The sequence below is a fragment of the Formivibrio sp. oc-25 genome, from assembly GCF_055810895.1.
The window spans coordinates 22,014-44,918 of sequence record NZ_JBVVOL010000021.1; the positions used below are offsets into that span (position 1 = coordinate 22,014).

A 22,905-nucleotide genomic window follows, 5' to 3' on the forward strand; every position below is an offset into this window, starting at 1 on the left:
GCAGTATCAATGCCTGAACAGGTTATCAGCCAAGGATGCAACGATGACCCAGCAAGATACACTTTATATCGCTCGCGATGCAGCCGAAATCGCGGCCAAGCGCCTGCGGCTGAAACAGACCCGGCATACCGCCACCGGCTTGCTGTTGCTGATGACGGCGCTGTTTCTGGTCAGTACCTATTTTGAGGCAAGTCATCCGGCGCTGCCTTATGTGGTGGCCTTCAGCGAGGCCGCCATGGTGGGTGCGCTGGCCGACTGGTTTGCCATCGTGGCCCTGTTTCGCCGGCCGATGGGTTTGCCGATCCCGCATACCGCCATCCTGCCACGCAGCAAGGGCCGCATTGCCGACAACCTGGGCAGCTTCATCCAGAGCAATTTTCTTTCCACCGAACGCATTCTGGGCAAACTGCAAGAGTTCAACCCGGCAGCCCGTTTGTCGCTGTGGCTCAACAAGCCCCAGACGCAGAAACGCATGGGCAGCCTGGCTGTCCGCGCCGCCTCCTATGCCCTGAATGTGCTGGATGACCGGCGGGTGCTGGCGTTTCTGCAAGGCAGCATCGTCGCGCAATTGCAAAAACTCGACCTGTCACGTTTCAGTGGCGATCTGTTGCAGATACTCACCAGCAACGGCCGCCACCATGCCTTGCTCGATGAGCTGCTGCAAGAGATCGATCGCCAGCTCGAACGCCCGGAAGTGCGTTCGCGCCTGACCGAGCTCATCGCCAGCGAGCTGGATTTCCTGCGCTATATCCGCCTGGACCACGCAGCGAGCCGTTTTGTCGTGGAAAAACTGGTGCGTGGCATGCAAAAGGAATTGCAGGGCATGCATGCCAATCCGGATCACGCCCTGCGCATGCGCTTCGATCAGTATGTGGCCGGTTTCGTGGAAAAGCTGAAACACGATCCGGAGTTCCAGCACAAAGGCGAAGCCATCAAGCTGGAATTGCTGCAGCATCCGGCGCTTGCCACCTATGCCCAATCACTGTGGCAGCAGTTTGTGACCTGGCTGCATGCCGACCTGCACCGCACCGATTCCACCTTGCGCGCGCACGTTGTTGAACTTGCCGCCACCCTGGGACAACGCCTGCAGGAAGACCCGGCGCTGCAGGGCTGGATCAACGCGCAGATAGCCGAAGCGGCACCCGCACTGATCGAGGAGTATCGCGACAAGATCGGCCAATTCATTGCCGAGCAGTTTAAGGCCTGGGATGACCGCTACATGGTGGACCGGCTGGAATTGAACATCGGGCCCGACCTGCAATTCATCCGGGTCAACGGCACGCTGGTAGGTGGCTGTATCGGCCTGCTGATCCACGTTGTAAGCCTGATGCTGCAACAAGGCGCGCCAATTTATTAACCTGGCCCTTGAATTCATAGGGTTCATCATGCAAAAACCACGCTGCCACAGGTCGGGCTTTAACCTGACAGCCAGGGGCCGTGGATGTCGGAATGAATTCCGACCTACGGCGAGGTCGGTAAATTCAAGGGCCACCTTAGGCTCTGTTGACATTTGATTAATTTTTACGCGGCTGGGGTCTTTTGCTCCATTACGGCGTTATTTCCCAGGCCGCGGTACGGGTACCGCAAGTGGGAAATAACGCCGTAATGGAGCAAAAGACCCCGCCGCCCGAAGGGCAAGTCCGCCAATCTTGCCGGATGCTTTGTCGTCAATGCTCGCAATACACCGGTATTGCTGGCGCCTGGCTTCTCGCCCCGGCAAGTTGGCGGGCTTGCGTAAAAAACAATCAAACGTCAACAGAGCCTAATAGTGGGCTGTATCAGACAATATTGCGGGGAAACCCAACACCTTGATTCGGCAACGGAAAAGGATTGGTGTCAGCTGCTACATCTGTAGCAGCTTGTCCCAAGCGGGCTCGGGCCCCAGGCGCTCGGCCAGGAAATCCAGCAGTGTGCGCAAGGCCGGCGGCAGGTAGCGGCGCGAGGCATACACGCCATGGATGCCCATTTCCAGCGGCTGCCACTGCGGCAACACGGTAACCAGTGCGCCGGAATGCAGCAAGGGTGCAGCCAGATAGGTCGGCTGCATGCTGATGCCGGCCCCGGCCAGTGTCACTTCCAGCAAGGTGGAAACTTCGTTGGCGCTGATATTGCCACTGACTTGTACACTTTCCGGCATGCCGTTGCGACTGAAACGCCACTGGCTCTTGCCGAAATGGGCATAGGTCAGGCAATTGTGTTGGGCCAGATCTTCCAGCCTTTGCGGAATTCCGTTCTTTTCCAGATAAGCCGGCGTTGCACAAATCACTGACCGGCAGGGTGCCAGTTTGCGTGCCACCAGGTTCGGGTCCAGATCGTTGCTGATGCGTATGGCCAGATCGATGCGTTCTTCCACCAGATTGACCGTGCGGTCCAGCAACTGCATGTCCACCTGCACCAGCGGGTAACGCGCCACATACTCGGCAATCGCCGGCGCCAGATGCAGCCGCCCGAACGACATCGCGGCAGTGATCCGGATCAGCCCCTTGGGTTCAGCGTTGCGCATGCCGGCACTGCTTTCCAGATCGCTCACCTGCGCCAGCACCTGACGGCAACGCAGCAGGCAATCCTGCCCGGCATCGGTCAGGCTCAGACGGCGCGTGGTCCGATGCAGCAGGCGTTCACCCAGCCATTGCTCCAGCTCGGCCAGATAGCGCGTGACCATGGCGCGCGACATGTCCAGATTTTCTGCCGCAGCCGTCTGGCTGCCACTATCCACCACTTCGGCAAACACACGCATTGCGGTGATTCGGTCCATTATTTGATCGATCCATGCAACAAATATGCGATTGATACGCGGTTTTTTGCTGTATTTCAAGCAACTAGAATGCAATCACTCTCTACACATCGCACAAGGAACCGAAAATGAAAATCGCCCTGATCGGCGCTACCGGCAACATCGGCCAGGAAATCGCCAAGGAAGCACAACGCAAACAACACACCCTGACCGCGCTGACCCGCAGCGACAAATCTCTGCCAGCCGAACTTGCCGGCGCGCAACAAAAAGTCGTCGATATTCTCGATGTCGCGGCACTGACCGAAGCGGTACGCGGCCACGATGTCATCGCCAGTGCCTATGGTCCGGACATGGCTCAGCCGATTGCCCCGAATCAGGTGGCGGATGTGGCGCGCGCCCTGATCGCTGCCGCACGCGCGGCCGGCATCAAGCGTGTGGTGGTCATTGGCGGCGCGGGCAGTCTGGAAGTGGCGCCGGGCGTGCAACTGGTCGATACTCCGGGATTCCCGCATGCTTACAAAGCGGTCGCGCTGGCGCATCGTGAAGCCCTGAATGTTTTCCGCAATGCGACCGATCTGGACTGGACCTTCTTTGCTCCGGCAGCGGTCATTGCTCCTGGCGACAAAAAAGGCAATTACCAGGTAGGAGAAGGCAAGCTGCTGACGGATGCAGCCGGCAATAGCGCCATTTCCTACGCGGATTACGCCGAAGCCTTCGTTTCCGAGCTGGAACAGGGTACGCATCGCCAGGCCATCGTGACCGTTGCATATCGCTGAGATCCGGTTCAAAGCGATCAGGAGACATCATGCCCCACCCTACCCTGCACTATATCCACGATCCGTTTTGCGGCTGGTGCTATGCGGCGGCGCCGTTGCTGTCGGCCGCCCTGCAAATTCCGGGCTTGCAAATCGTACTGCACGCTGGCGGCATGATGTCCGGAGCCAACCGTCAACAGGTCACGCCGCAACTTCGCAGTTACGTGATGCAGCACGATGCCACCATCGCGCGCATGAGCGGCCAGCCGTTTGGCGATGCCTATTTCAACGGCTTGTTGCTGGATCAGAACGCGGTATTTGATTCCACACCACCCATCACGGCCATTCTGGCCGCCGACGCGCTCGGCGGGCATGGGCTGGAACTGCTCAAGCGCATCCAGACCGCGCATTATGTGGAAGGACGCAAGATCGCCGAGTTTGCAATCCTGCAGGAACTGGCGATCGAGATTGGCCTGGATGCCGATGCGTTCAACAAGGCGTTTCAGGCCTCGACCGGCGCTGCAACCGAGCGCCATCTCGCAGCCAGCCGGCACTTGCTGCAGACAATCGGCGGGCGTGGGTTTCCAACGCTGGCACTGGAAATCGATGGCAAGCTGGAACGACTGGATATCAGTGCTTGGTTGGGCAATCCGCAGGGCTTTGCCCAACAGCTGAAGCAAGCACTACCCGCAAACACAAACGCCAAACCGGCAGAAGACTTTTCCTGCAGATCAGACAGCTGTGGACTGCCTGAATAACCTGCCGCCCGCCAATAAAAACGCCGTGTTCATACGAACACGGCGTTTTATCTATCCCGACGACACGTCAGGTCAAACGTGCTGGCGAATCACCTGCAACATCTGGCCGAATACACGCGGGTTGCCGCAGAGCACGTTGCCGCTTTCGAAGTAGCCTTCTTCGCCATGGAAGTCGGTCACCAGACCACCGGCCTCGGTCACCAGCAGCGAACCGGCAGCCAGATCGCACTGCTTCAGGCCAAACTCGAAGAAACCATCAAAACGGCCGCAGGCCACGTAGGCCAGATCCAGCGCGGCAGCGCCTGGACGGCGCACACCACCAGCCTTTTGCGTCATGTCGCGGAAGATAGCCTGGTAGGTGTCCAGATTCTTGAAATCGGTATAGGGAAAGCCAGTACCTACCAGCGCGTCGGACAACTCGCGCACTTTGGAAACGCGCAGACGGCGGTCATTCAGGAAGGCGCCCACGCCACGGGTGGCGGTGAACAGATCATTGCGGCAAGGATCATACACCACGCCCTGGGTGATCACGCCCTTGTGCATCAAGGCAATCGAGACGGCGTATTGAGGGAAACCATGCAGGAAGTTGGTCGTGCCATCGAGCGGATCGACGATCCACACGTATTCCGAATCGCCGTGGCTGCCGGATTCCTCTGCTAGAATCGCGTGCTTCGGATAGGCTTCGAGGATGGTTTCGATAATGGCCTGTTCGGCAGCACGATCTACCTCGGACACAAAATCGTTGTGGCCTTTTTTCTCGGGCGAGATGAGATCCAGATTATTGGAGGCGCGCTGGATAATGGCAGCAGCACGGCGCGCAGCGCGCACCGCGGTGTTCAGCATCGGATGCATGACTTCTTCCTGTTGGCTTTAAAGAACTTGGCAAACACCCCTCTTGCGACAGGCATTTACCTAACAAATTGAATTTCGACGCGATTCTATCATTTCCCGGCTCATGAATAAACCAGACACCACCAATTCCACCGCCTGCCTCGATCAGTTTCGCGTGGTACTTTCCCACACCTCACACCCGGGCAATATCGGCTCCACGGCACGGGCGATGAAGACCATGGGCTTTCGCCACCTCTATCTGGTCAACCCCAAGGAATATCCGTCGGAGGTGGCGCGCTCGATGGCCAGCAACGCCGATGACGTGCTCGATGGCGCCATCGTCGTCGGCTCGCTCGAAGAAGCGCTGGCCGGCACCAGCCTGCAAGTCGCCATGACCGCGCGACGGCGCGAACTCACCCAGCCGCTGCAGACACCGCGCCAGCTTGTGCCCGAGCTGATCGCACACGCCAAGGCCGATGCGCAGATCGCGCTGGTCTTTGGTACGGAAATGTCGGGACTGACCATCGACGAAGTGCGCCTGTGCAACCGCATGGTCACCATTCCGACCAATCCGGATTACTCCAGCCTGAACCTGTCGCAAGCCGTGCAGGTGCTGTGTTACGAACTGCGCGCCAGCGTACTCGACGATGTGTCGTACCTGGCCGAACCGCACAAACTCGCCAGCCATGAATATACCGAGCTGTTTTTCAAGCATCTGGAAGAAACGCTGATCGAGATCGGCTTCCTCAAGCCCGCCCACCCCAAGCGCCTGATGCCACGCCTGCGCCGCCTGTTCCAGCGCACCGGACTGGAACAGGAAGAGGTGGATATCCTGCGCGGCATCTTGCGTGCAACAGTGGAGTTCGAGCGCTACGACCCCAGCCATCCGCGCTATGGCAGTGGCAGAAAATCAGACGTGACGGACAAAAAAGCAGAGTAAGCAAGTATGGGGGCTGGATTTGTACTCCGTTCTCCAGTTGGAGTGCACATCTTGCGGTCTGATCGGGCAGCAACCATCGCCCCGGCACCATGACAACGTGGATGGTGCCTGATCTCCGTTTCCGACTACTCACAGACATGCAAGAACACCCTAAACCCCTTCAAGGCCGCCGAGGAGTGGAGCAAGACAAATTTGCTTGCAAAATTGGCTTGCGACCGACGTAGGGCAGCGCGGAGCGCCGGCCGCCCGGGGGCTGCTTTCTTTGGTTACTTTCTTTGCAGAAGCAAAGAAAGTGACTCACCTGCCGGAGTGAACGCCCGGCTAATCCCGGCAGGCAGTACCGTGCGACCGTCTTACCCTCCTCCCTAGAAGATATGCGCGCCATAACCGCGTACACGGGTGAGATGTGCCACAGGGCAAGGCTAGGAACAGATCCTCAACAAGCTCCCCGCCCGAAACGCCAGCAACTGCCCCGACTCGAATTGCGTCCAGAGCTCGTTATCGGTCAGCGGCTGCGTCGCAATCACCGCCACGCGATCATCAGGCGTGGTGACCTCGGCAAAATCCACGGCCAGATCGGCATCGGCCAGATGCGCCACGGTAAACGGCGCCTGGCGCACGATATACCAGAGCTGCGTGCTGCAGTGGGCAAACAGCGTATCGTGCCAGCCCAGCAGAAAATTGAACGTACCCTTCGCGGCCAGTTGCGCCGCCCATTCTTTCAGGTAGGGATAGAGTGCCTCGGCGGACGGTGCCACCGGGAAGGTGCGCGCAATCTGATCGAGCAGCCAGCAGAAAGCATGCTCGCTGTCACTGTTGCCGATCGGCTGGAAACGCAGCCCGGTGCAATCCGGCATGCCCTCCAGATTACCGTTATGCGCAAAGATCCATTCCCTGCCCCACAGCTCGCGCCGGAACGGATGCGTATTGGCCAGACTCACCTTGCCCTGCGTTGCCTTGCGGATATGCGCGATCACATTGCGGCTCTTGATCGGATATTCGCGCACGAAACGTGCCACCTGCGAAGTCGCGGACGGCTCCGGATCGAGAAACACACGCCAGCCATCTTCCTCGAAAAACGCGATGCCCCAGCCATCGGCATGCTGATCAGTCAGACCACCGCGGCGATGAAAACCCTCGAACGAAAACACGATATCGGTCGGAACATTGCAGTTCATGCCGAGCAATTGGCACATGGCGGTTTTCCTTGCTGCCTGATACGGGCTGAAAACGCAATTATCGCATCAAGCGCCATGCATCACCCACTCAACCACTTGTCGATTTTCGCGCATGGATACATCCTTCTGGCTGACACCGGCAACCATGAGTCAAAGATGCGGTTCTCGGTACAAATCCTGCAGCTATGCCAGCCTATGAGCATCAAGTAGAAACACCGGCGCAAAACCGCCACCGGGCGTGCGGAAATTGGTGGTCTGCCCCGTATACAAGCGGGCGGCGAACAACTGGATGCGCCCGCTGTAGACATAGGCGCGGATATCGTATTTCAGATCATTGGCCGCGTTATCGACCGCGACACGCCGCTCCGATGGTGGCGCAATGGCCTGTGCCACATAATCACCCCTCAGGATCTCCTGCCAGACCCGGTGCGTGAGCTTGTCGCCCCGGTAAGCGGCACGGCTACCGAAACCGCTCGCAGGCTTGAAGAACAAACCCTTGCGCTGCGCCCACAACACATCGGCATTGGCGGGCGAGACAAGCCGCGTGTGCGGCACACCGGCCAGCAAGACTTCTTGACTCGTCTTTGAGACAACCAGCGCCGCCAGTCGCTGCGCATCGCTCATAACAGCCAGATGGCGCTTGTCGGCATACAGCGCATGCGCGCGCGGATGCGGGGTGACGACCACGGCGCCTGCCTCAAACGCCTGGCGCAGCGCAGTACATTCAGGGGTTTCCAAATAGAAATCCGTCAGGCGGTTATAGACCAGATCGATCACTTCGCTGCCCAGCAACAGACGACTGCCATCCCAGCGCAGCTCGCGGAGATCAGCAATCACGGTACGGATGCCGGCGCGCTCGAACAGCTGCTGGAACAGCAGAAATTCCGGATAAAGAAACTGCTGGGCGGGAGATTCATCGACAATTGCGATGCATCGCGGCCTGCCCGCCCTGCCCTGCAGACGCCATTCATTTTCGAACATGGCCAGCAACTCGGCCTCGATCCCAGACAGATCCGTGGCGGGCACCTGCAACGCTTCGACTTCGGCACAGCAGGCACGCTGCGCGCGCGCCAGTGCGGTATTGAGCAGAAAGCCGCCGGCATTGGTGTTGATCTCGATGAGCTGCGGCCCGGCTTCACCCAGATGGAAGTCAAAACCGAAAAATACGCTGCGCGGACCGTGATCCAGCCTGGCGGATTGAGGCGCCTGCGCCAGCACGCGCGCCTGCCAGACTGGCAATGCCACCAGTTCTTCCACGGCTCGCACAATCGCCTCCATGCCTTCGCGCTGCGCGGGCGAGATAAACACCGTGGTCGCGGAAAACAGGTTCGGATGCGTTTGCAGCACGCCTTCGGCACCAAGTTGCCGGAGCAATGCCGCACGATCAAGGAAACTGCACACACAACTCCGGTTCAATGCCTCGGCCGAGGGTGTTCCGTAAAACACGTGCAGAACGGGAGTTGGGTTCTCGCTCATGGACTGACCTCGTCATTCACTTGACGCGCTTGCCCTCGGCATCGACCACCACTTCACCATCTTCCTTGGCAAAAGGTGCTTGCTGTGCAGTCGGCAGAATATCCAGCACCACTTCGGATGGACGGCACAGGCGCGTACCCAATTCGGTGACCACGAACGGGCGATTGATCAGGATCGGGTGCTGTAGCATGAAATCGATCAACTGGTCGTCGCTCCATTTTGGATCGTCCAGCCCCAAATCATCATAGGGCGTACCCTGCTTGCGCAAGACATCACGTACCGTCAGGCCGCTGGCGGCAATCATGGTCACCAGCTCGGTGCGGCTGGGCGGGGTTTCCAGATAAAGGATCACCTGTGGTTCAACCCCGGCATTGCGGATCATGGCCAGTGTATTGCGCGACGTGCCGCAGGCGGGGTTGTGATAGATGGTTACTTGGCTCATTTGTGAATTTCCCATAATTTGACGATTGACGGATCAGGCAACTCGTCTCTCATACCACGGTTTGCAGGTATTGACGATCTTCACCAGCGACAGCATCACCAGCACCTCGACCAGCACATCAACGACAGTCGCCAGCGCAGCGCCACGCCAAGCAGGATCAGGCCATGCGGTTTCTTGCCAACATTCTTCACCGCATGCCAGTCGATCTGGATCATCATCGGATAGATCATCACCCAGATGAACACCGCCACCACCAGATTCACATGCGCGATTTCCAGCGCGGCAATCGCCTGAAAGGCATCGGGTATCAAGAGCCCCAATCCCACCCCGGCCAGAATGCCCAGTGCTACCCAGACCGTGAGATAACGCTCAGACAATCCCATTTCAGCTCCTTTGCAGCTGTTGCGTTTACATGCCTATTAAATATTTGAATGATTCAACAAAATTTAAAATATCGTCACAAAAAAGTGGCCGGATCAGCCCAGCAGGAGCAACAGGCTATCGCAGCACGGCGATGCCGCACACAAATCCGCGCACTGCTCGGGATGCCCGGCACAGCATTCTTCGGTCAGGTAAGCGATCAGATCGAGCATCAGCGGGATATTGGCACAGTAGCGCTGGAATCGCCCCTCCTGCTCCACTGTCAGCAGCTTCGCCTGCGTCAGTGCCTTGAGGTGAAATGAAAGATTGGTGGGCGGCACATTTAGTGTCGTGGCAATTTCGCACGCGACCATGCCTTCCGGACCACGCTTGACCAGCAAGCGGTACACATCCAAGCGCACGCTGGTGACAGCGATTCAAAAATACGGGTAGCAGATTCTTTTTCCATAATGAAATATTTAAATATTTGTTGAAATATAAAAATAATAAGCACGCAGGACATATTGATCTATGGCATCCCCCAAACACCAGAGTTGATGATCCAAAAAAAAACAGCTTCTCAAGCCATGAAAAAAGCCGGCGAACATGCGCCGGCCCAAGCAGGAAGGAGAGGAAGTTTTTATAAATTAAATGGTTAGCTAGCCCCGAATACCATATCGGGCAGGAACAGAACACTGGTCGGCCAGACAATCATCAGTATCACCAAAGCAATCACGGCACCAAGTAGCGGTAGCGCTTCCCACGTATATTCATCCATCGGGCATTTCAAAATGCCACATACCGTGAACATGGCCACGCCGACTGGCGGAGTCATGCCACCTAAGGTGACGCACGTCATCATGACCAAGCCAAAGTGAACAGGATCAATTCCGGCGCGTTGGATGATCGGCATCAGGATCGGGGTGAGCAGCAATACGATTACCGTCGATTCCAGGAACATGCCCAATAGGATAATGAAACTGATCAGCAGTATCATCAGAGCAATCCGGTTATCGGTAATGCCAACCAGGAAAGATGCCGCAGTTTGCGGAACAGCTTCCAGCGTGATCATGTAGCCGATCATGGAGGACAGCATGATGATCAGCATGATCATGCCAATATCGCTGACGCTGTGACGCAAGGCTTCGATCAGCTTCTCAAGCTTCATCTCGCGGTAAATGAACATCCCGACGAAAATGGCATAGGCAACGGCAAAAGCACCAGCCTCGGATGGGGTGAAGATGCCATAACGAATACCGACAATCAGCAAGATCGGGAACATCAAGGCCCATTTGCACTCCCAAGCCCGAGTCAGAATTTCCTTTATGGACGGAATTTTGTCCAATTCTGGCTTGTAATCGCGCTTGCAGGCGACGAAGTAGGCCGTGCCCATCAGGACAATCGTCATCATTACGCCTGGCACCACACCGCCAACAAACAAGCGCCCAATGGAGACGTTACCCATAAAGCCATACAAGATCAGGCCAATACTCGGTGGAATCGTTGCGGTAATCAAAGACCCAACGGAGATCACTGCGCTGGCATAGCCGCGGGTATAGCCTTGTTTAAGCATATCCGGGCCGAGAATGCGCGCTTCCATGGCCGCATCAGCTACAGCCGAACCGGAAACCCCACCCATCAAGGCGCTCAGCATAATCGCAACCTGCGCCAAGCCTCCGCGCATCCAGCCTGTCAGTACCGTAGACAACAAAATTAGGCGTGATGTAATCCCTGAAGCATTCATCAGGTGGCCGGCAAACACGAACAGAGGCACTGCCAGCAAAGGGAAAGATTGCGTGGCAGTAGTAATTTTCTGAATGGCGATTTCTGGTGGTACCGGCCCGAAGATATAGAACATCACCGCTGAAATACCGATGGCAAAGGCAACCGGCATGCCCATAAACATCAGAAACAAGAATAGTAGTGTCAGAATGCCGCTCATTTACATCACCGTTCCATCATGACCTTCAAGAGAAAGTGTTTCGCGACCTGTCAAACCGCGATACAAACGCGTTACCGTCGTAATCAGCATCAGCAAGGCGCCGACCGGAATACTTCCGGTAACCCAGCTATAACTGATACCTACATCACCCAGAATGCGTTCCACATTTTGCAGGGTCAGCTTGGCACCATACCAGATTAAAAAAGCCAAAAAAATGGCGATGGCGATCATCCAGACAATGGCGAGAAATTTCCGAACAGACCGCGAAAAGTGCTTGATTACAATATCAATTTCAATGTGAATATTCTTTTTGAGAGCAAGATCAGCACCTAAAACACAAGCCCAGGCGAAACTGAGTTGAGCCAAATCCACCGCCCAGATTACAGGCGAACCAGCAGTACGAGTTGCTGCTCCAATCAGTACAAAAATAGAAGTTGCCGCGAAGAACGCCATGGCCAGGCGTTCCTCCAGCTTGAAAAGAATGTTGGCCATGGCTTATCCCTTACTTCTTGCCAAGCACTTGATTGACCTGCTTGCGCAGTTCGGTATAGCCGAGCTTGTCGTAAACCACCTTGGTCGATTCCACGAACGGCTTGGTATCGACATTGACAACCTTGACACCCTTGTCTGCCATCATCTTCTCGAAATTGGCGATTGAGTCGATTGTGGCCTTGGAGCCAATATCGCCGGCCTTCAAAGCTTCATCGCGTACCACTTTCTGCAGGTTGGCCGGCAACTTGTCGAACCAAATCTTCGAACCCACCAGGCCAGTGATCAGGCTGATGTGGCCAGTCTTGGTGATATGGGTGACGACTTCATACAGGCGCGAGCCATAGGTAGCAGGGGATTGTGCTTCGGCCGCATCGATGGCTTTCATCTGCAGGGCGGAATAGGTTTCAGCCCAAGGCATCGGTGTTGGGGTCGCGCCGAGCGCACGTACGGTTTCCAGCCATACCGGGGCACCTGGCGTGCGCATGCGTACGCCTGAGAGGTCGGCCGGCTTGCTGACTGGCTTGGTAGTCAACAGATGGCGGTCGCCCTGATACCAGTTGAAGGAGAAAATCTGGTGGCCAGAGGCCTTGCGCAGCTTCTGGTTCCAGTCTTCCATCAGCGGGGACGTTACGATTTTGCGCATTTCGTCAAAGCCGCTGGCAACATAAGGCGCGCCGAGAATGCCGAACTCCTTGACGAACGGAGCCAGACGGCCGCCGTCGACCAGCACTGCAACACCTGCACCGGCACGCGCTTGTTCCAGCACATCCTCATCCGGGCCAAGCTGTGAGCTTGGGAACAGCTTTACACTGATTTTTCCTCCCGAATTCTTTTCCACTCCTTCCTTGAATTGCTGCAAGCCCTTGAACATCGGATCATCAATAGTCAACGCCGAACTTACGTTCAGATTGAAATCAGCGGCATATGCGCTGGCAGACACGAGAACAGAGGCCACTGCAAAAGACAGCAATTTGATCTTCTTCATGGTTTTTCCTTGATCACACGGGTGGTTGAACTGACTGCTTTGGCTTTTCCCATCCAAAGAGTGCTTGAATGGTAGTATGCTTTTTGTGATAATGCAACTGCTTTGTAGCGATGAGAAAGTAGGCTACATCCCAAAATCTGAGCGTTTTTTAGGTGATTCACACTAAAAAGCCAAAGATTTTTGTTACTTTGTGCCGATTAACGGCAAACTGCCATACCAATTTACCGGTATCTTGTATAGGAGATGTCTGATGAAGATTGTTGACGCCAAAGTCATTGTTTGTTGTCCGGGCCGTAATTTTGTAACCCTGAAGATCACCACTGACGAAGGCGTGGTGGGCTGGGGGGATGGCACGCTGAATGGCCGCGAACTGTCGGTGGCCAGCTACCTGCAGGACCATGTCTGCCCGCTGCTGATTGGCCGCGATCCGCAGAAGATCGAGGACACCTGGCAGTATCTGTACAAGGGCGCGTACTGGCGCCGCGGCCCGGTCACCATGTCCGCCATTGCTGCCGTCGACATGGCGCTGTGGGATATCAAGGGCAAGCTCGCCAACATGCCGGTCTACCAGTTGCTGGGCGGCGCTTCGCGCGAAGGCGTCACCGTTTACAGCCACGCTACCGGCCGCGATATCCCGGAAACGCTCGACGCATTCGCCAAGTACAAGGAAAAGGGCTTCAAGGCGATCCGTGCCCAGTGCGGCGTGCCGGGCATGAAGTCGGTCTACGGCGTCTCCAAGGGCGGTGCGTATGAACCCGCCACCAAGGGTTGGCCGGAAGAACAGGTCTGGTCGACCGAGAAGTACCTCGATTTCGTCCCGAACCTGTTTGCCGCGATCCGCGACAAGTTCGGTTTCGACACTCACCTGCTGCACGATGTGCACCACCGCCTGACCCCGATCGAAGCCGCGCGTCTCGGTAAATCGATCGAAGACTACCGCCTGTTCTGGATGGAAGACCCGACCCCGGCTGAAAACCAGGAAGCGTTCCGCCTGATCCGCCAGCACACCGTCACTCCGATCGCCGTCGGTGAAGTGTTCAACTCGATCTGGGACTGCAAGGACCTGATCGAAGAGCAGCTGATCGACTACATCCGCATGACCATCACCCACTCTGGCGGTATCACCCACATGAAGCGCATCGCCGACCTGGCCGCGCTGTATCAGGTGCGTACCGGCAGCCACGGCCCGTCGGATCTTTCCCCGGTGTGTATGGCTGCGGCACTGCACTTCGATCTGGCAATCCCGAACTTCGGCATGCAGGAATACATGGGCTACCACGCCGAAACGCTGGACGTGTTCAAGGTGAACTACACCTTCGACGACGGCCTGATGCATCCGGGCGAGTTGCCGGGCCTGGGTATCGACTTCGACGAAGAACTGGCCAAGAAGTACCCGTACGAACCGGCTTACCTGCCGGTCGCGCGCCTGGAAGACGGCACCTTGTGGAACTGGTAATTGATTGACTGCGCCGGCGAATAGCTGCCTCCCGAAAAGGGATTTGTTTCGCGGCATCGGGCGGTGCGTTTCATCCGACTCGTCGAATCAATCCATCGCTCATTTTTGATTTTTATCCCGGATATGAATCCGGCTCATTCCGACCACAAACATAAATACAAATACTTGTATGGAAGGTACGCCTTCCATACAAGAAACTTCTCACCTCAAGGAATCGTTCACCATGCGTTTGTCCAATGAAAACCTGCAGCATTTGCCTGAATCGATCAAACGTCCGGCTTATGATCGCAGCAAAGTTACCACCTCCATACTGCATCTGGGTTTGGGGGCATTTCATCGTGCGCATCAGGCCATGTATACCGATGCCGTGCTGTCCTCTGGCGATCTGAACTGGGGTATTGCTGGCGCAGGTGTCATTTCTGCCGACATGAAAGATGCGCTGGCCCCACAGGATGGCTTGTACACGTTGTATGCGCGTGGTGCCGATTTTCATGAGGCGCGCGTGATCGGTTCGATTACAGAATTGTTTGGCGGCGCAGAAGAAGCGGATCAGGTGGTTACACGCATGAGCGATCCGGCGATTCGCATCGTCAGCATCACCGTAACGGAAAAGGGTTATTACCTGGATCCAGCAACCGGCGAATTGAACCTGAATGCACAGCCGATCAAGAACGATCTGGCCAACCCGGAACATCCCACCACGATTCTGGGCATGATCGTGCGCGGTCTCGATCTGCGCCGTCAGCAGCAGATTGCGCCGTTTACCGTGATGAGCTGCGACAACCTGCCGGCCAACGGCATTCTGGCCCGCAAGGCGGTCATCGGCTTTGCGCGTGAATTCGATGCAGAACTGGCGGCCTGGATCGAGAAAGAAGTGGCCTTCCCCAGCACCATGGTAGACCGTATCACGCCCGCAACCACCGATGCGGACCGCGCGATGGTGAACGAGCTGATCGGGATGGAAGATGCCTGGCCAGTGGTGACGGAAGAATTCTCGCAGTGGGTAATCGAAGACAACTTCACCATGGGTCGCCCCGACTGGACCCTTGGCGGCGGGATCTTCTCCAACGAGATCGAATGCTGGGAAAACATGAAGCTGCGCTGCCTCAATGGTGCGCATTCGACATTGGCTTATCTGGGCCAACTGTTTGATCGCGATACCGTGGCATCCGCCATGGGTTTTGATCTGATCACCGATACGCTCGATACCCTGTGGCTGGAAATCCGTGAAGTGCTGCACGCGCCACAAGGCGTGAATACGGCGGACTACGTGGAAAGCCTGAAGCAGCGCTTCCGCAATCCGAATTTGCGCCACCTCACGGCACAGATTGCTTCGGATGGCTCGCAAAAATTGCCGCAGCGCTTGCTGGCACCCCTGCGCGAGCGTATTGCGAAGGGGCTGACATCACCCGCCATCGCGACATCTGTCGCTGCCTGGATTCATTTCATCGTGAAAAGCGCGCATGCCGGTCAGCCGATCAATGATCCGATGCGTGAAGAACTGGTGCGTTGTGCATTGCTCTCCAACAAACCGGATGAAATCGTGGCCAACCTGCTGGGGATCGAGAAGATTTTCGGTGCCGACCTGCCCGCCAATGCCGCATTTGTGGCGGCCGTGCTGCAGAAATTTGAATGGCTGCGCAGCGAAAAAGGCATCAATGCCTCTCTTTGAAATTATCCAGGAACAAGTTCTAACCCATATTGGGGCGCAACAGGCTGGCGACAGAAATCGCCAGCTTTTTTGCACCAACCGGATTGAGGATAAGCATGACCAAGCCATTCATGGATGAGCATTTCCTGCTGAAATCATCCACGGCACAAAAGCTGTATCACGAATATGCCGAACACCTGCCTGTGGTGGACTATCACTGCCATCTTTCCCCCCAGGAAATTTACGATAACCAGCCGTTTGCCAATATGACTCAGCTCTGGCTGGGTGGCGATCACTACAAATGGCGTTTCATGCGCTCTGCCGGGCTGCGTGAGGAATACATCACAGGGAAACAAAAAGACGAGGCCAAATTCAAGAAATTTTGCGAGATTCTGCCGCAGGGCGTCGGCAATCCGCTCTATCACTGGAGCCATCTCGAACTTCAGCGCTATTTCGGCATTCACGAACTGATTTCCAGCGAGAGTTCCGATGCAATCTGGCAGGCCTGCAACGCACGTTTGCAGCAGCCGGACGCTTTGCCGCGCGCACTTATCCAACGTTCCAACGTCAAGGTTGTCTGTACCACGGATGATCCGGCCGATGATCTTTTCTATCACGCAGCCCTGCATAAACTTGGATTCGAAACCCGGGTGCTGCCAACCTTCCGTCCTGATGTGTATCTCAATATCGGCCAGGCAGACTATGCACGACACCTGACCCGGCTGGCGATGGCCAGCTCAATGTGTATCACCTCGTATGATGATCTGTTGCGGGCACTGGATCAGCGCATTGGATTCTTTGCGGCACACGGCTGTGTGGTGTCGGATCACGGGCTGGATGATGGCGTATTTTTCGAGGCCGCCAGCGATGTGGATGTGCGGGGCATCTTCGACAAGAAATTGAATGGCCAACTACTCACAGATCGCGAGATCGATCAATTCCGTACCGCCATCCTGCTGCATCTGGGCCGGCGTTATGCGGAAAATGGCTGGGCCATGCAGCTGCACATTGGCGCGCAGCGTTCAAACAACAGCAAGATGCGGGAGCGGATCGGACCCAATACCGGTTTCGATTCGATTGCCGACCGGCCCATTTCGCACAATCTGGCGGCATTGCTCGATGCGCTGGATCGTGATGACCTGCTGCCGAAAACGATTCTGTATTGCCTGAATCCGATCCATAACGAAGTCCTGGCAACCATGATCGGCAACTTCCAGGATGGCAGTCGTGCCGGAAAGATCCAGTTCGGTTCAGGTTGGTGGTTCAACGACCAGAAGGACGGCATGATCCGGCAGATGACTGCTTTGGCGCATCTCGGCTGCCTGGGCGCGTTTGTCGGCATGCTGACGGATTCCCGCTCGTTCATTTCCTATCCCCGCCATGAATATTTCCGGCGGATTCTGTGCAATCTGATCGGCGAGTGGGTGGAGGAAGGCGAGTACCCGGCAAACTGGTCGATGCTCAGGCAAGTGATTGAGGGCATTTGCTACCACAATGCCATGCATTATTTCGATTTTGAACGTAAGACAGGCTGATCAAAACGCATAAACCATGGCGGTTATGCCGCCATGGTTTGCTCAGGATTCGAATACGTCAGGATTCTTTTCTGCGATATTGGGCAAGGATTTGATGATCTCGCGCAGATGAGTGCGCATGGCTGCAGCAGCGGCCGTGGCATCGCCAGCCTCGATGCTGTCCACGATACGGGTATGCTGTTCGATGATATGGGCGATAGGTGTAGCATCATCCAGGCTCAGGTAGCGCACGCGATCCATCTGCGCCTTGACGCCCTCAATTACTCGCCAGGCATGGGCGCGCCCCACGGAATAGGCCAGTTCGCGGTGAAAGTCTTCATCGAGTGCCAGAAATTCTTCGTTATGCCCTGGTGGTGTGCTGGCTTGTGCTGCGATGATGTCGCGCAACACCTTGATCTTGTCGGGCAAGGCACGCATGGCTGCTTCCTGCACCACCGCGACTTCAATCACTTCGCGCACAAATCGTGAATCCAGGACATCGGCAACCGAGATCTTGACGACAAACGTCCCCCGTTGCGGCAAAACCGTGACCAGACGTTCTTCCGCCAGTTTGATGAAGGCTTCACGCACTGGTTGCCGGCTCACCGAATGTTTTTTGCTGATTTCGGATTCTGACAATGCTTGACCTGGGCGCAACTCTCCGCGAATGATGGCCTCATGCAACTGGTGGTAGAGCTGGGTACCAATGGACATGGGTACCAGCGGTTGCAAGCGCGAGATTCGTTTGCTGCTGTGATCCAACATGTACTCCCAAGAATGCATTCAAAATGAATAAGCTGATTGTACCATACCAGGTGTAATGCTTTTCCATATGGATACAATGCACCCGGCATTGGGCTGGTCGTTAGCGGTCGCGCTCAGCGACCTCTGGGTGTGACGGGTTTTCTCCGGAGTTTTCGATACGCTCCGGAAAACGTGCGGCGATGTCGGGCAGCGACAGGATGATTTCACGTAGATGCGTTCGTACCGCTGCTGCCGCAGCGACAGGATTGCGGGCTTCGAGCGCGTCAGTTATTCGGGTGTGCTGTTCGATCAGCAGTGAGAGTGAGCGGCTGTCATCCAGACCGAGATAGCGCAGACGGTCCATCTGGGCCTTGATGCTTTCCGTGACACGCCACGCGTGCTGATTGCCTGAAGACAAAATGATGGTGCGGTGAAATTCTTCGTCCAGTCGCAGGAAGGTTTCACAATCATTTTGCTGGGCGGCGATTGTTTGTTGGGTGATCACGCGACGTAATTGATCGATCAGGTCCGTGGGAGCAGTCAGCGCTGCTTCCCGGGCGATGGCAACTTCAATTGCTTCGCGGACAAAGCGGGCGTCAAGAACATCCTCAACCGATATTTTGGCAATGTACGTGCCGCGTTGCGGCAGGATCATGATCAGCTTCGCTTCAGACAGTTTGATCAGCGCTTCTCGCACGGGTTGGCGGCTGGTGGCAAATTGGCGAGCAATTTCCGCTTCTGACAAGGCTTTGCCAGGCGCGAGATCTCCCCGGATGATTGCTTCGCGCAACTGGCGGTAAATCTGGGCCGCCATGCTACCAGCCTGACCGAATGCTGTTTTCCTGCTTGTATTTTTATGACCGGGGACTTGTTCCATCTGCCTTATGCTTCCTATTGGTATCCCAGTATATCACTGAGAGTGCAAGATTTCGGAAGTGATGGACAAGAGTGCCTGTCAGCGGGTGCACGTTACTTACGCAGCTGGCGCAGGCTGGTATTCGGCAGATCAGAACACGCTCGCCATTCGAATGACTGCTGTGCCGGGGTCAATGTCTACACGATAACTGCCAGGGTTGGCATGGTTACCCAGATACACTAGGCTCTGTTGACATTTGATTAATTTTTACGCGGTTGGGGTATTTTGCTCCAGTACAAGGCATTTCCCAGGCCGCGGTACAGGTACCGCAAGTGGGAAATAACGCCATAATGGAGCAAAAGACCCAGCCGCCCGAAGGGCAAGTCCGCCAATCTTGCCGAATGCTTTGTCGCCAATGCTCGCAATACACCAGTATTGCTTGCGCTTGGCTTCTCGCCCCGGCAAGTTGGCGGGCTTGCGTAAAAAACAATCAAACGTCAACAGAGCCTAGCGCATAGCCTTGCCATTCAGAGGTATTCATGGCATAAATAGAACGATCGTTCAATTCATAAAGCCTCTGATTCGCTTCAATGCATTTTGCCGTTGTTCGCTCAGTGTTTGTGAATCCAGATTATTGTTTGCGTACTGTTTGCTGAGTTCGCCACTACCGGGCGACTCGAAGTTTGCCACCTAGCCTGCGTGATGATGGATCTGCCTCGCCGTATTGCCCATCTGGACATGGATGCGTTCTTCGCTTCGGTGGAGTTGTTGCGTTATCCCGAGTTGAGTGGCCTGCCGGTCGTCGTTGGTGGCCGGCGCGACCATGCACCCGTCATTCTGGCAGATGGCACGCGCCAGTTTGCGCGCTTGCGGGAATATGCCGGGCGCGGGGTCGTGACCACATCGACTTATGAAGCGCGCAGGCTCGGTGTGTTCTCGGCCATGGGAATGATGAAGGCAGCACAACTGGCGCCGGATGCCATTTTGCTGCCCGTCGATTTTGACTCGTATCGTCATTATTCCCGGCTATTCAAAGCAGCAGTGGCAGGCATTGCACCGCAGATTGAGGATCGCGGTATTGATGAAATCTATATTGACCTGACCGAAGTCGCTGGAGATTCCGCTGCGCTGGCCATGCGTATCAAGCAAGCGGTATGGACGACGACCGGGCTAACCTGCGCCATCTGCGTTGCCCCCAACAAATTGCTGGCCAAGATTGGATCAGAGTTCGACAAACCGGATGGCCTGACCCTCTTGACCCCGGCGGATCTGCCAGGCCGAATCTGGCCACTGGCCGTATCCAAGATCAACGGAATCGGCCCCAAGGCCAATGCCAAGCTGGACTCCTTGGGCATCCATACCGTGGGCGATCTGGCGCAAGCGGATCTTGGGCTGTTACAGCGGCACTTCGGCCGCAGTTATGCCAGCTGGCTCGCCGATGTGGCACAGGGAAAGGACGAGCGGCCACTCTGCATCGATTCGGCACCCAAATCGATCAGCCGGGAAACCACGTTTGAGCGTGATCTGCATCCGCGCCAGGATCGCGCCACCCTGTCGAATGTATTTACCAGCCTTTGCCAACGTGTGGCCGATGATCTGAAGCGCAAAGGCTATGCCGGACATACTATCGGCATCAAGCTACGCTTTGCTGATTTTCACACAGTAACCCGTGACTTGACCCTACCCACCGCCACGGCGGATGCGCTGGCAATCCGTAAAGCGGCGACCGAGTGCCTGAAACGAATTCCTCTGCATCAAAAGTTGCGGTTATTGGGCGTAAGGGTCAGTGGGCTGGAGGATGCGAATCAACAGTGCGGAGCATTGCACATCCCCATCCAGGGCGAACTGTTCTTTTTTGATGAATGATCAGGTACCGCTACACAAGGGGACCCATCAATATTCCAGCATACGCGGCAGTGTCTTGGCTTGTTCGACCCATTTGGCAACTTCAGCTTCCGAGGTAATCTGGTCATCTTTTTCGATGCCACGACAAATGCTCGCGCCCGCGCCGCCACGTTAGCCCGTGTCAGCACCGATTTGTACCACACCGATCCCTTTGCAGAAATGCACTGCACTACCCATGAAACGAGCGAGGAAGAAAAACGGGGTTAAAGATTTTGAAAAAACAGGCCAGCGTAGGGGAATGTAGTGGTCAAGTTTTTTCGGGCACACCGATAAGTTGTTTTGTTGCCATTTCTCGTTACGCAGGAAATCGGCGATTTCGCCATTTTCCTGCAACGGCTGCAGTCGCATGAAGGCACTGCTGCTCAACGGCCCTCTGCCCGATGTGGTAGTTGTCCACTTCTGGCTTGCAGAGATTCGTGCCGTGGTACCGTATATATCGGGCGTTGTCTGCTGCCAGCTTAATTTGCACTACCACCGCCGACCTTATCCCCGGTCTGCACGACAAATGACGTTTGTGGCCGGATTGCGGCAATTCTTGCTGTTGCTCGCGGGCATCGGCAAAACCGCTCTCTTTCATTTTGGCCATTGAACCCGGGACATATACCCACCATTCAAGCAGCCTTCAACACCAGGCCAAAACCGAGACCCATATGCACAATTCATTGAAAACTGCGCCATTTGCCTCGCAGCATCAAGATTACGACGCCTGGTTTGAGCAGCACCAGGCGGCCTACCTGTCAGAGTTGCTTGCTGTGCGTGCCCTGCTGCCGCTGGAAGGACGCGGACTGGAAATCGGCGTGGGAACCGGGCGTTTTGCCGGCCCATTGGGGATTGGGTTCGGAATTGATCCGGTAGCGGAGATGCTGGGCCATTGCCAAGCCCGCCATATTGCGGTGGTCCGCGCCATGGCCGAAGCACTGCCGTTTGCCAATGCCTGCTTCGATTACGTGCTGGCAGTTACTGCCATCTGCTTCATGAACAGCGTTGATCTGGCGCTGCAGGAAGCGTGGCGGGTACTGCGGCCACGCGGGGCAATCATCATCGGCTTTATCGACCGGGAAAGCCCATTGGGGCAAAGCTATCTGGCCCGCCAGAGCAAGAGCGTATTCTACTGCGATGCGCATTTTTTCTCGGCGAGCGAAGTGGACAAGCTGCTCGATACCACTGGATTTGTCGATCAGGTCTGGTTGCAGACATTGTCTGTACCCCTGGCGCAGAACGGAGAAATTGAACCCGTCAAACCCGGCACAGGATTGGGTGCATTTCTGGTCGTGCGTGCCATCAAACCGTAGAACTGAAACGGATCACATCAGCCAGTCCGGTTTCTGGATCATCACCCCGCCGATGATCAGCAATACCGATCCACCCAGCCCACGCGTAATGTGTGCATAACGTGTATCCAGCCCTGTGATTTCGAGTACCAGCTTGGCCGCAAAGAACCGCAGCAGATAGACGCGGTAGTACCACACCGGCAGTGACGGCAGTAAAACCAGCAGACACCGCACGACAAGTAATTTCCCTCGCAAGGCGGTGAACCAGCACTTGCACATCAGTCATTTCACTATTTTTTTGACGCCTTCAGCTTGGCAAATGCCAGCAACAAACCAGGCAATACTCTCCAGATAGAAACAAAAACAATAATTACATTATATTTATAAATATATTGGAAATATAAGTAGCATAGGCTACTATTTGATCCATCGGGATTCAGGCTGTCGGCAACCCGGCACACAATCGGGCTGCCTGTAATTTTTTCATTCGACACAAGGAATTAACCCCATGTCTTTCACTTCCAAGCTGTTGATTATCGGTGGCGTTGCAGCAGGTGGCTCGTTTGCTGCCCGTGCGCGCCGCCTGTGTGAAAACGCCGAGATCATGGTGATCGA

At 55.9% G+C, this 22,905-nt stretch carries 24 protein-coding genes; 10 read left to right on the forward strand and 14 right to left on the reverse strand.

What is annotated here, in order from left to right:
- Positions 1 to 43 precede the first annotated feature (43 nt).
- A complete protein-coding gene (locus AC0KVQ_RS12690; RefSeq protein ID WP_473421530.1) occupies positions 44 to 1,357 on the forward strand; it encodes a DUF445 domain-containing protein in 1,314 nt (437 codons plus the stop codon).
- 486 nt (positions 1,358 to 1,843) lie between these two features.
- Here AC0KVQ_RS12690 and AC0KVQ_RS12695 read toward each other — a convergent pair whose 3' ends face one another.
- A complete protein-coding gene (locus AC0KVQ_RS12695) occupies positions 1,844 to 2,755 on the reverse strand; it encodes a LysR family transcriptional regulator (RefSeq protein ID WP_473421531.1) in 912 nt (303 codons plus the stop codon).
- A 107-nt stretch (positions 2,756 to 2,862) separates the two neighbouring features.
- On the opposite strand from AC0KVQ_RS12695, the gene AC0KVQ_RS12700 reads away from it, so the two are divergent.
- Both AC0KVQ_RS12700 and AC0KVQ_RS12705 read left to right on the forward strand, forming a co-directional pair.
- Positions 2,863 to 3,510, forward strand: a complete 648-nt coding sequence (locus AC0KVQ_RS12700; RefSeq protein ID WP_473421532.1) for an NAD(P)-dependent oxidoreductase — start codon at positions 2,863 to 2,865, stop codon at positions 3,508 to 3,510.
- A 29-nt stretch (positions 3,511 to 3,539) separates the two neighbouring features.
- Positions 3,540 to 4,247, forward strand: coding sequence for a DsbA family protein (locus AC0KVQ_RS12705; protein WP_473421533.1), 708 nt, complete (start codon positions 3,540 to 3,542; stop codon positions 4,245 to 4,247).
- 72 nt (positions 4,248 to 4,319) lie between these two features.
- Here the strand turns inward: AC0KVQ_RS12705 and AC0KVQ_RS12710 are convergent, their stop codons facing one another.
- Complete coding sequence (locus AC0KVQ_RS12710) at positions 4,320 to 5,099, reverse strand: inositol monophosphatase family protein (RefSeq protein ID WP_473421534.1); 780 nt, start codon at positions 5,097 to 5,099, stop codon at positions 4,320 to 4,322.
- A 103-nt stretch (positions 5,100 to 5,202) separates the two neighbouring features.
- Between AC0KVQ_RS12710 and AC0KVQ_RS12715 the strand changes: the two genes are divergently transcribed.
- Entirely contained in the window at positions 5,203 to 6,018 is an 816-nt protein-coding gene (locus AC0KVQ_RS12715) for an RNA methyltransferase (RefSeq protein WP_473421535.1), read from the forward strand.
- A 422-nt stretch (positions 6,019 to 6,440) separates the two neighbouring features.
- On the opposite strand, the gene AC0KVQ_RS12720 is transcribed toward AC0KVQ_RS12715, so the two are convergent.
- From AC0KVQ_RS12720 to AC0KVQ_RS12755, 8 genes are all read right to left on the reverse strand, one after another.
- Positions 6,441 to 7,214 carry a class II glutamine amidotransferase gene (locus AC0KVQ_RS12720; RefSeq protein ID WP_473421536.1) on the reverse strand — a complete coding sequence of 258 codons (774 nt, stop codon included), beginning with the start codon at positions 7,212 to 7,214 and terminating at the stop codon, positions 6,441 to 6,443.
- Positions 7,215 to 7,379: 165 nt separating this feature from the next.
- Positions 7,380 to 8,672, reverse strand: a complete 1,293-nt coding sequence (locus tag AC0KVQ_RS12725) for a hypothetical protein (RefSeq protein ID WP_473421537.1) — start codon at positions 8,670 to 8,672, stop codon at positions 7,380 to 7,382.
- A 16-nt stretch (positions 8,673 to 8,688) separates the two neighbouring features.
- Entirely contained in the window at positions 8,689 to 9,114 is a 426-nt protein-coding gene (gene arsC, locus AC0KVQ_RS12730) for an arsenate reductase (glutaredoxin) (protein WP_473421538.1), read from the reverse strand.
- A gap of 95 nt (positions 9,115 to 9,209) precedes the next feature.
- Entirely contained in the window at positions 9,210 to 9,497 is a 288-nt protein-coding gene (locus AC0KVQ_RS12735) for an arsenic resistance protein (protein ID WP_473421539.1), read from the reverse strand.
- A 93-nt stretch (positions 9,498 to 9,590) separates the two neighbouring features.
- Complete coding sequence (locus AC0KVQ_RS12740) at positions 9,591 to 9,896, reverse strand: ArsR/SmtB family transcription factor (protein WP_473421540.1); 306 nt, start codon at positions 9,894 to 9,896, stop codon at positions 9,591 to 9,593.
- A 233-nt stretch (positions 9,897 to 10,129) separates the two neighbouring features.
- Positions 10,130 to 11,416, reverse strand: coding sequence for a TRAP transporter large permease (locus AC0KVQ_RS12745; RefSeq protein ID WP_473421541.1), 1,287 nt, complete (start codon positions 11,414 to 11,416; stop codon positions 10,130 to 10,132).
- Complete coding sequence (locus AC0KVQ_RS12750; RefSeq protein WP_473421542.1) at positions 11,417 to 11,908, reverse strand: TRAP transporter small permease; 492 nt, start codon at positions 11,906 to 11,908, stop codon at positions 11,417 to 11,419.
- Positions 11,909 to 11,918: 10 nt separating this feature from the next.
- The gene (locus AC0KVQ_RS12755) at positions 11,919 to 12,893 is read right to left on the reverse strand and encodes a C4-dicarboxylate TRAP transporter substrate-binding protein (protein WP_473421543.1); all 975 of its coding nucleotides are present in this window, start codon (positions 12,891 to 12,893) and stop codon (positions 11,919 to 11,921) included.
- A gap of 250 nt (positions 12,894 to 13,143) precedes the next feature.
- On the opposite strand from AC0KVQ_RS12755, the gene manD reads away from it, so the two are divergent.
- From manD to uxaC, 3 genes are all read left to right on the forward strand, one after another.
- Positions 13,144 to 14,349, forward strand: a complete 1,206-nt coding sequence (manD, locus tag AC0KVQ_RS12760; RefSeq protein ID WP_473421544.1) for a D-mannonate dehydratase ManD — start codon at positions 13,144 to 13,146, stop codon at positions 14,347 to 14,349.
- Between the two features lie 223 nt (positions 14,350 to 14,572).
- Positions 14,573 to 16,021, forward strand: coding sequence for a mannitol dehydrogenase family protein (locus AC0KVQ_RS12765; protein WP_473421545.1), 1,449 nt, complete (start codon positions 14,573 to 14,575; stop codon positions 16,019 to 16,021).
- Positions 16,022 to 16,116: 95 nt separating this feature from the next.
- On the forward strand, positions 16,117 to 17,535 hold the full coding sequence (uxaC, locus tag AC0KVQ_RS12770; protein WP_473421546.1) for a glucuronate isomerase: 1,419 nt from the start codon (positions 16,117 to 16,119) through the stop codon (positions 17,533 to 17,535).
- 42 nt (positions 17,536 to 17,577) lie between these two features.
- Here uxaC and AC0KVQ_RS12775 read toward each other — a convergent pair whose 3' ends face one another.
- The gene (locus AC0KVQ_RS12775; protein WP_473421547.1) at positions 17,578 to 18,228 is read right to left on the reverse strand and encodes a GntR family transcriptional regulator; all 651 of its coding nucleotides are present in this window, start codon (positions 18,226 to 18,228) and stop codon (positions 17,578 to 17,580) included.
- A gap of 151 nt (positions 18,229 to 18,379) precedes the next feature.
- Entirely contained in the window at positions 18,380 to 19,135 is a 756-nt protein-coding gene (locus tag AC0KVQ_RS12780; RefSeq protein WP_473421548.1) for a GntR family transcriptional regulator, read from the reverse strand.
- A 681-nt stretch (positions 19,136 to 19,816) separates the two neighbouring features.
- On the opposite strand from AC0KVQ_RS12780, the gene dinB reads away from it, so the two are divergent.
- Positions 19,817 to 20,980, forward strand: coding sequence for a DNA polymerase IV (gene dinB / locus AC0KVQ_RS12785; protein WP_473421549.1), 1,164 nt, complete (start codon positions 19,817 to 19,819; stop codon positions 20,978 to 20,980).
- Between the two features lie 150 nt (positions 20,981 to 21,130).
- On the opposite strand, the gene AC0KVQ_RS12790 is transcribed toward dinB, so the two are convergent.
- Positions 21,131 to 21,367, reverse strand: a complete 237-nt coding sequence (locus tag AC0KVQ_RS12790; protein ID WP_473421550.1) for a hypothetical protein — start codon at positions 21,365 to 21,367, stop codon at positions 21,131 to 21,133.
- On the opposite strand from AC0KVQ_RS12790, the gene AC0KVQ_RS12795 reads away from it, so the two are divergent.
- Entirely contained in the window at positions 21,366 to 21,608 is a 243-nt protein-coding gene (locus AC0KVQ_RS12795; protein WP_473421551.1) for a hypothetical protein, read from the forward strand. The genes AC0KVQ_RS12790 and AC0KVQ_RS12795 overlap by 2 nt on opposite strands.
- 61 nt (positions 21,609 to 21,669) lie before the next feature.
- Positions 21,670 to 22,311 carry a class I SAM-dependent methyltransferase gene (locus AC0KVQ_RS12800; RefSeq protein ID WP_473421552.1) on the forward strand — a complete coding sequence of 214 codons (642 nt, stop codon included), beginning with the start codon at positions 21,670 to 21,672 and terminating at the stop codon, positions 22,309 to 22,311.
- A gap of 12 nt (positions 22,312 to 22,323) precedes the next feature.
- Here AC0KVQ_RS12800 and AC0KVQ_RS12805 read toward each other — a convergent pair whose 3' ends face one another.
- Positions 22,324 to 22,524: a hypothetical protein gene (locus AC0KVQ_RS12805; RefSeq protein WP_473421553.1), complete on the reverse strand. Its 201-nt coding sequence runs from the start codon at positions 22,522 to 22,524 to the stop codon at positions 22,324 to 22,326.
- Positions 22,525 to 22,905 lie beyond the last annotated feature (381 nt).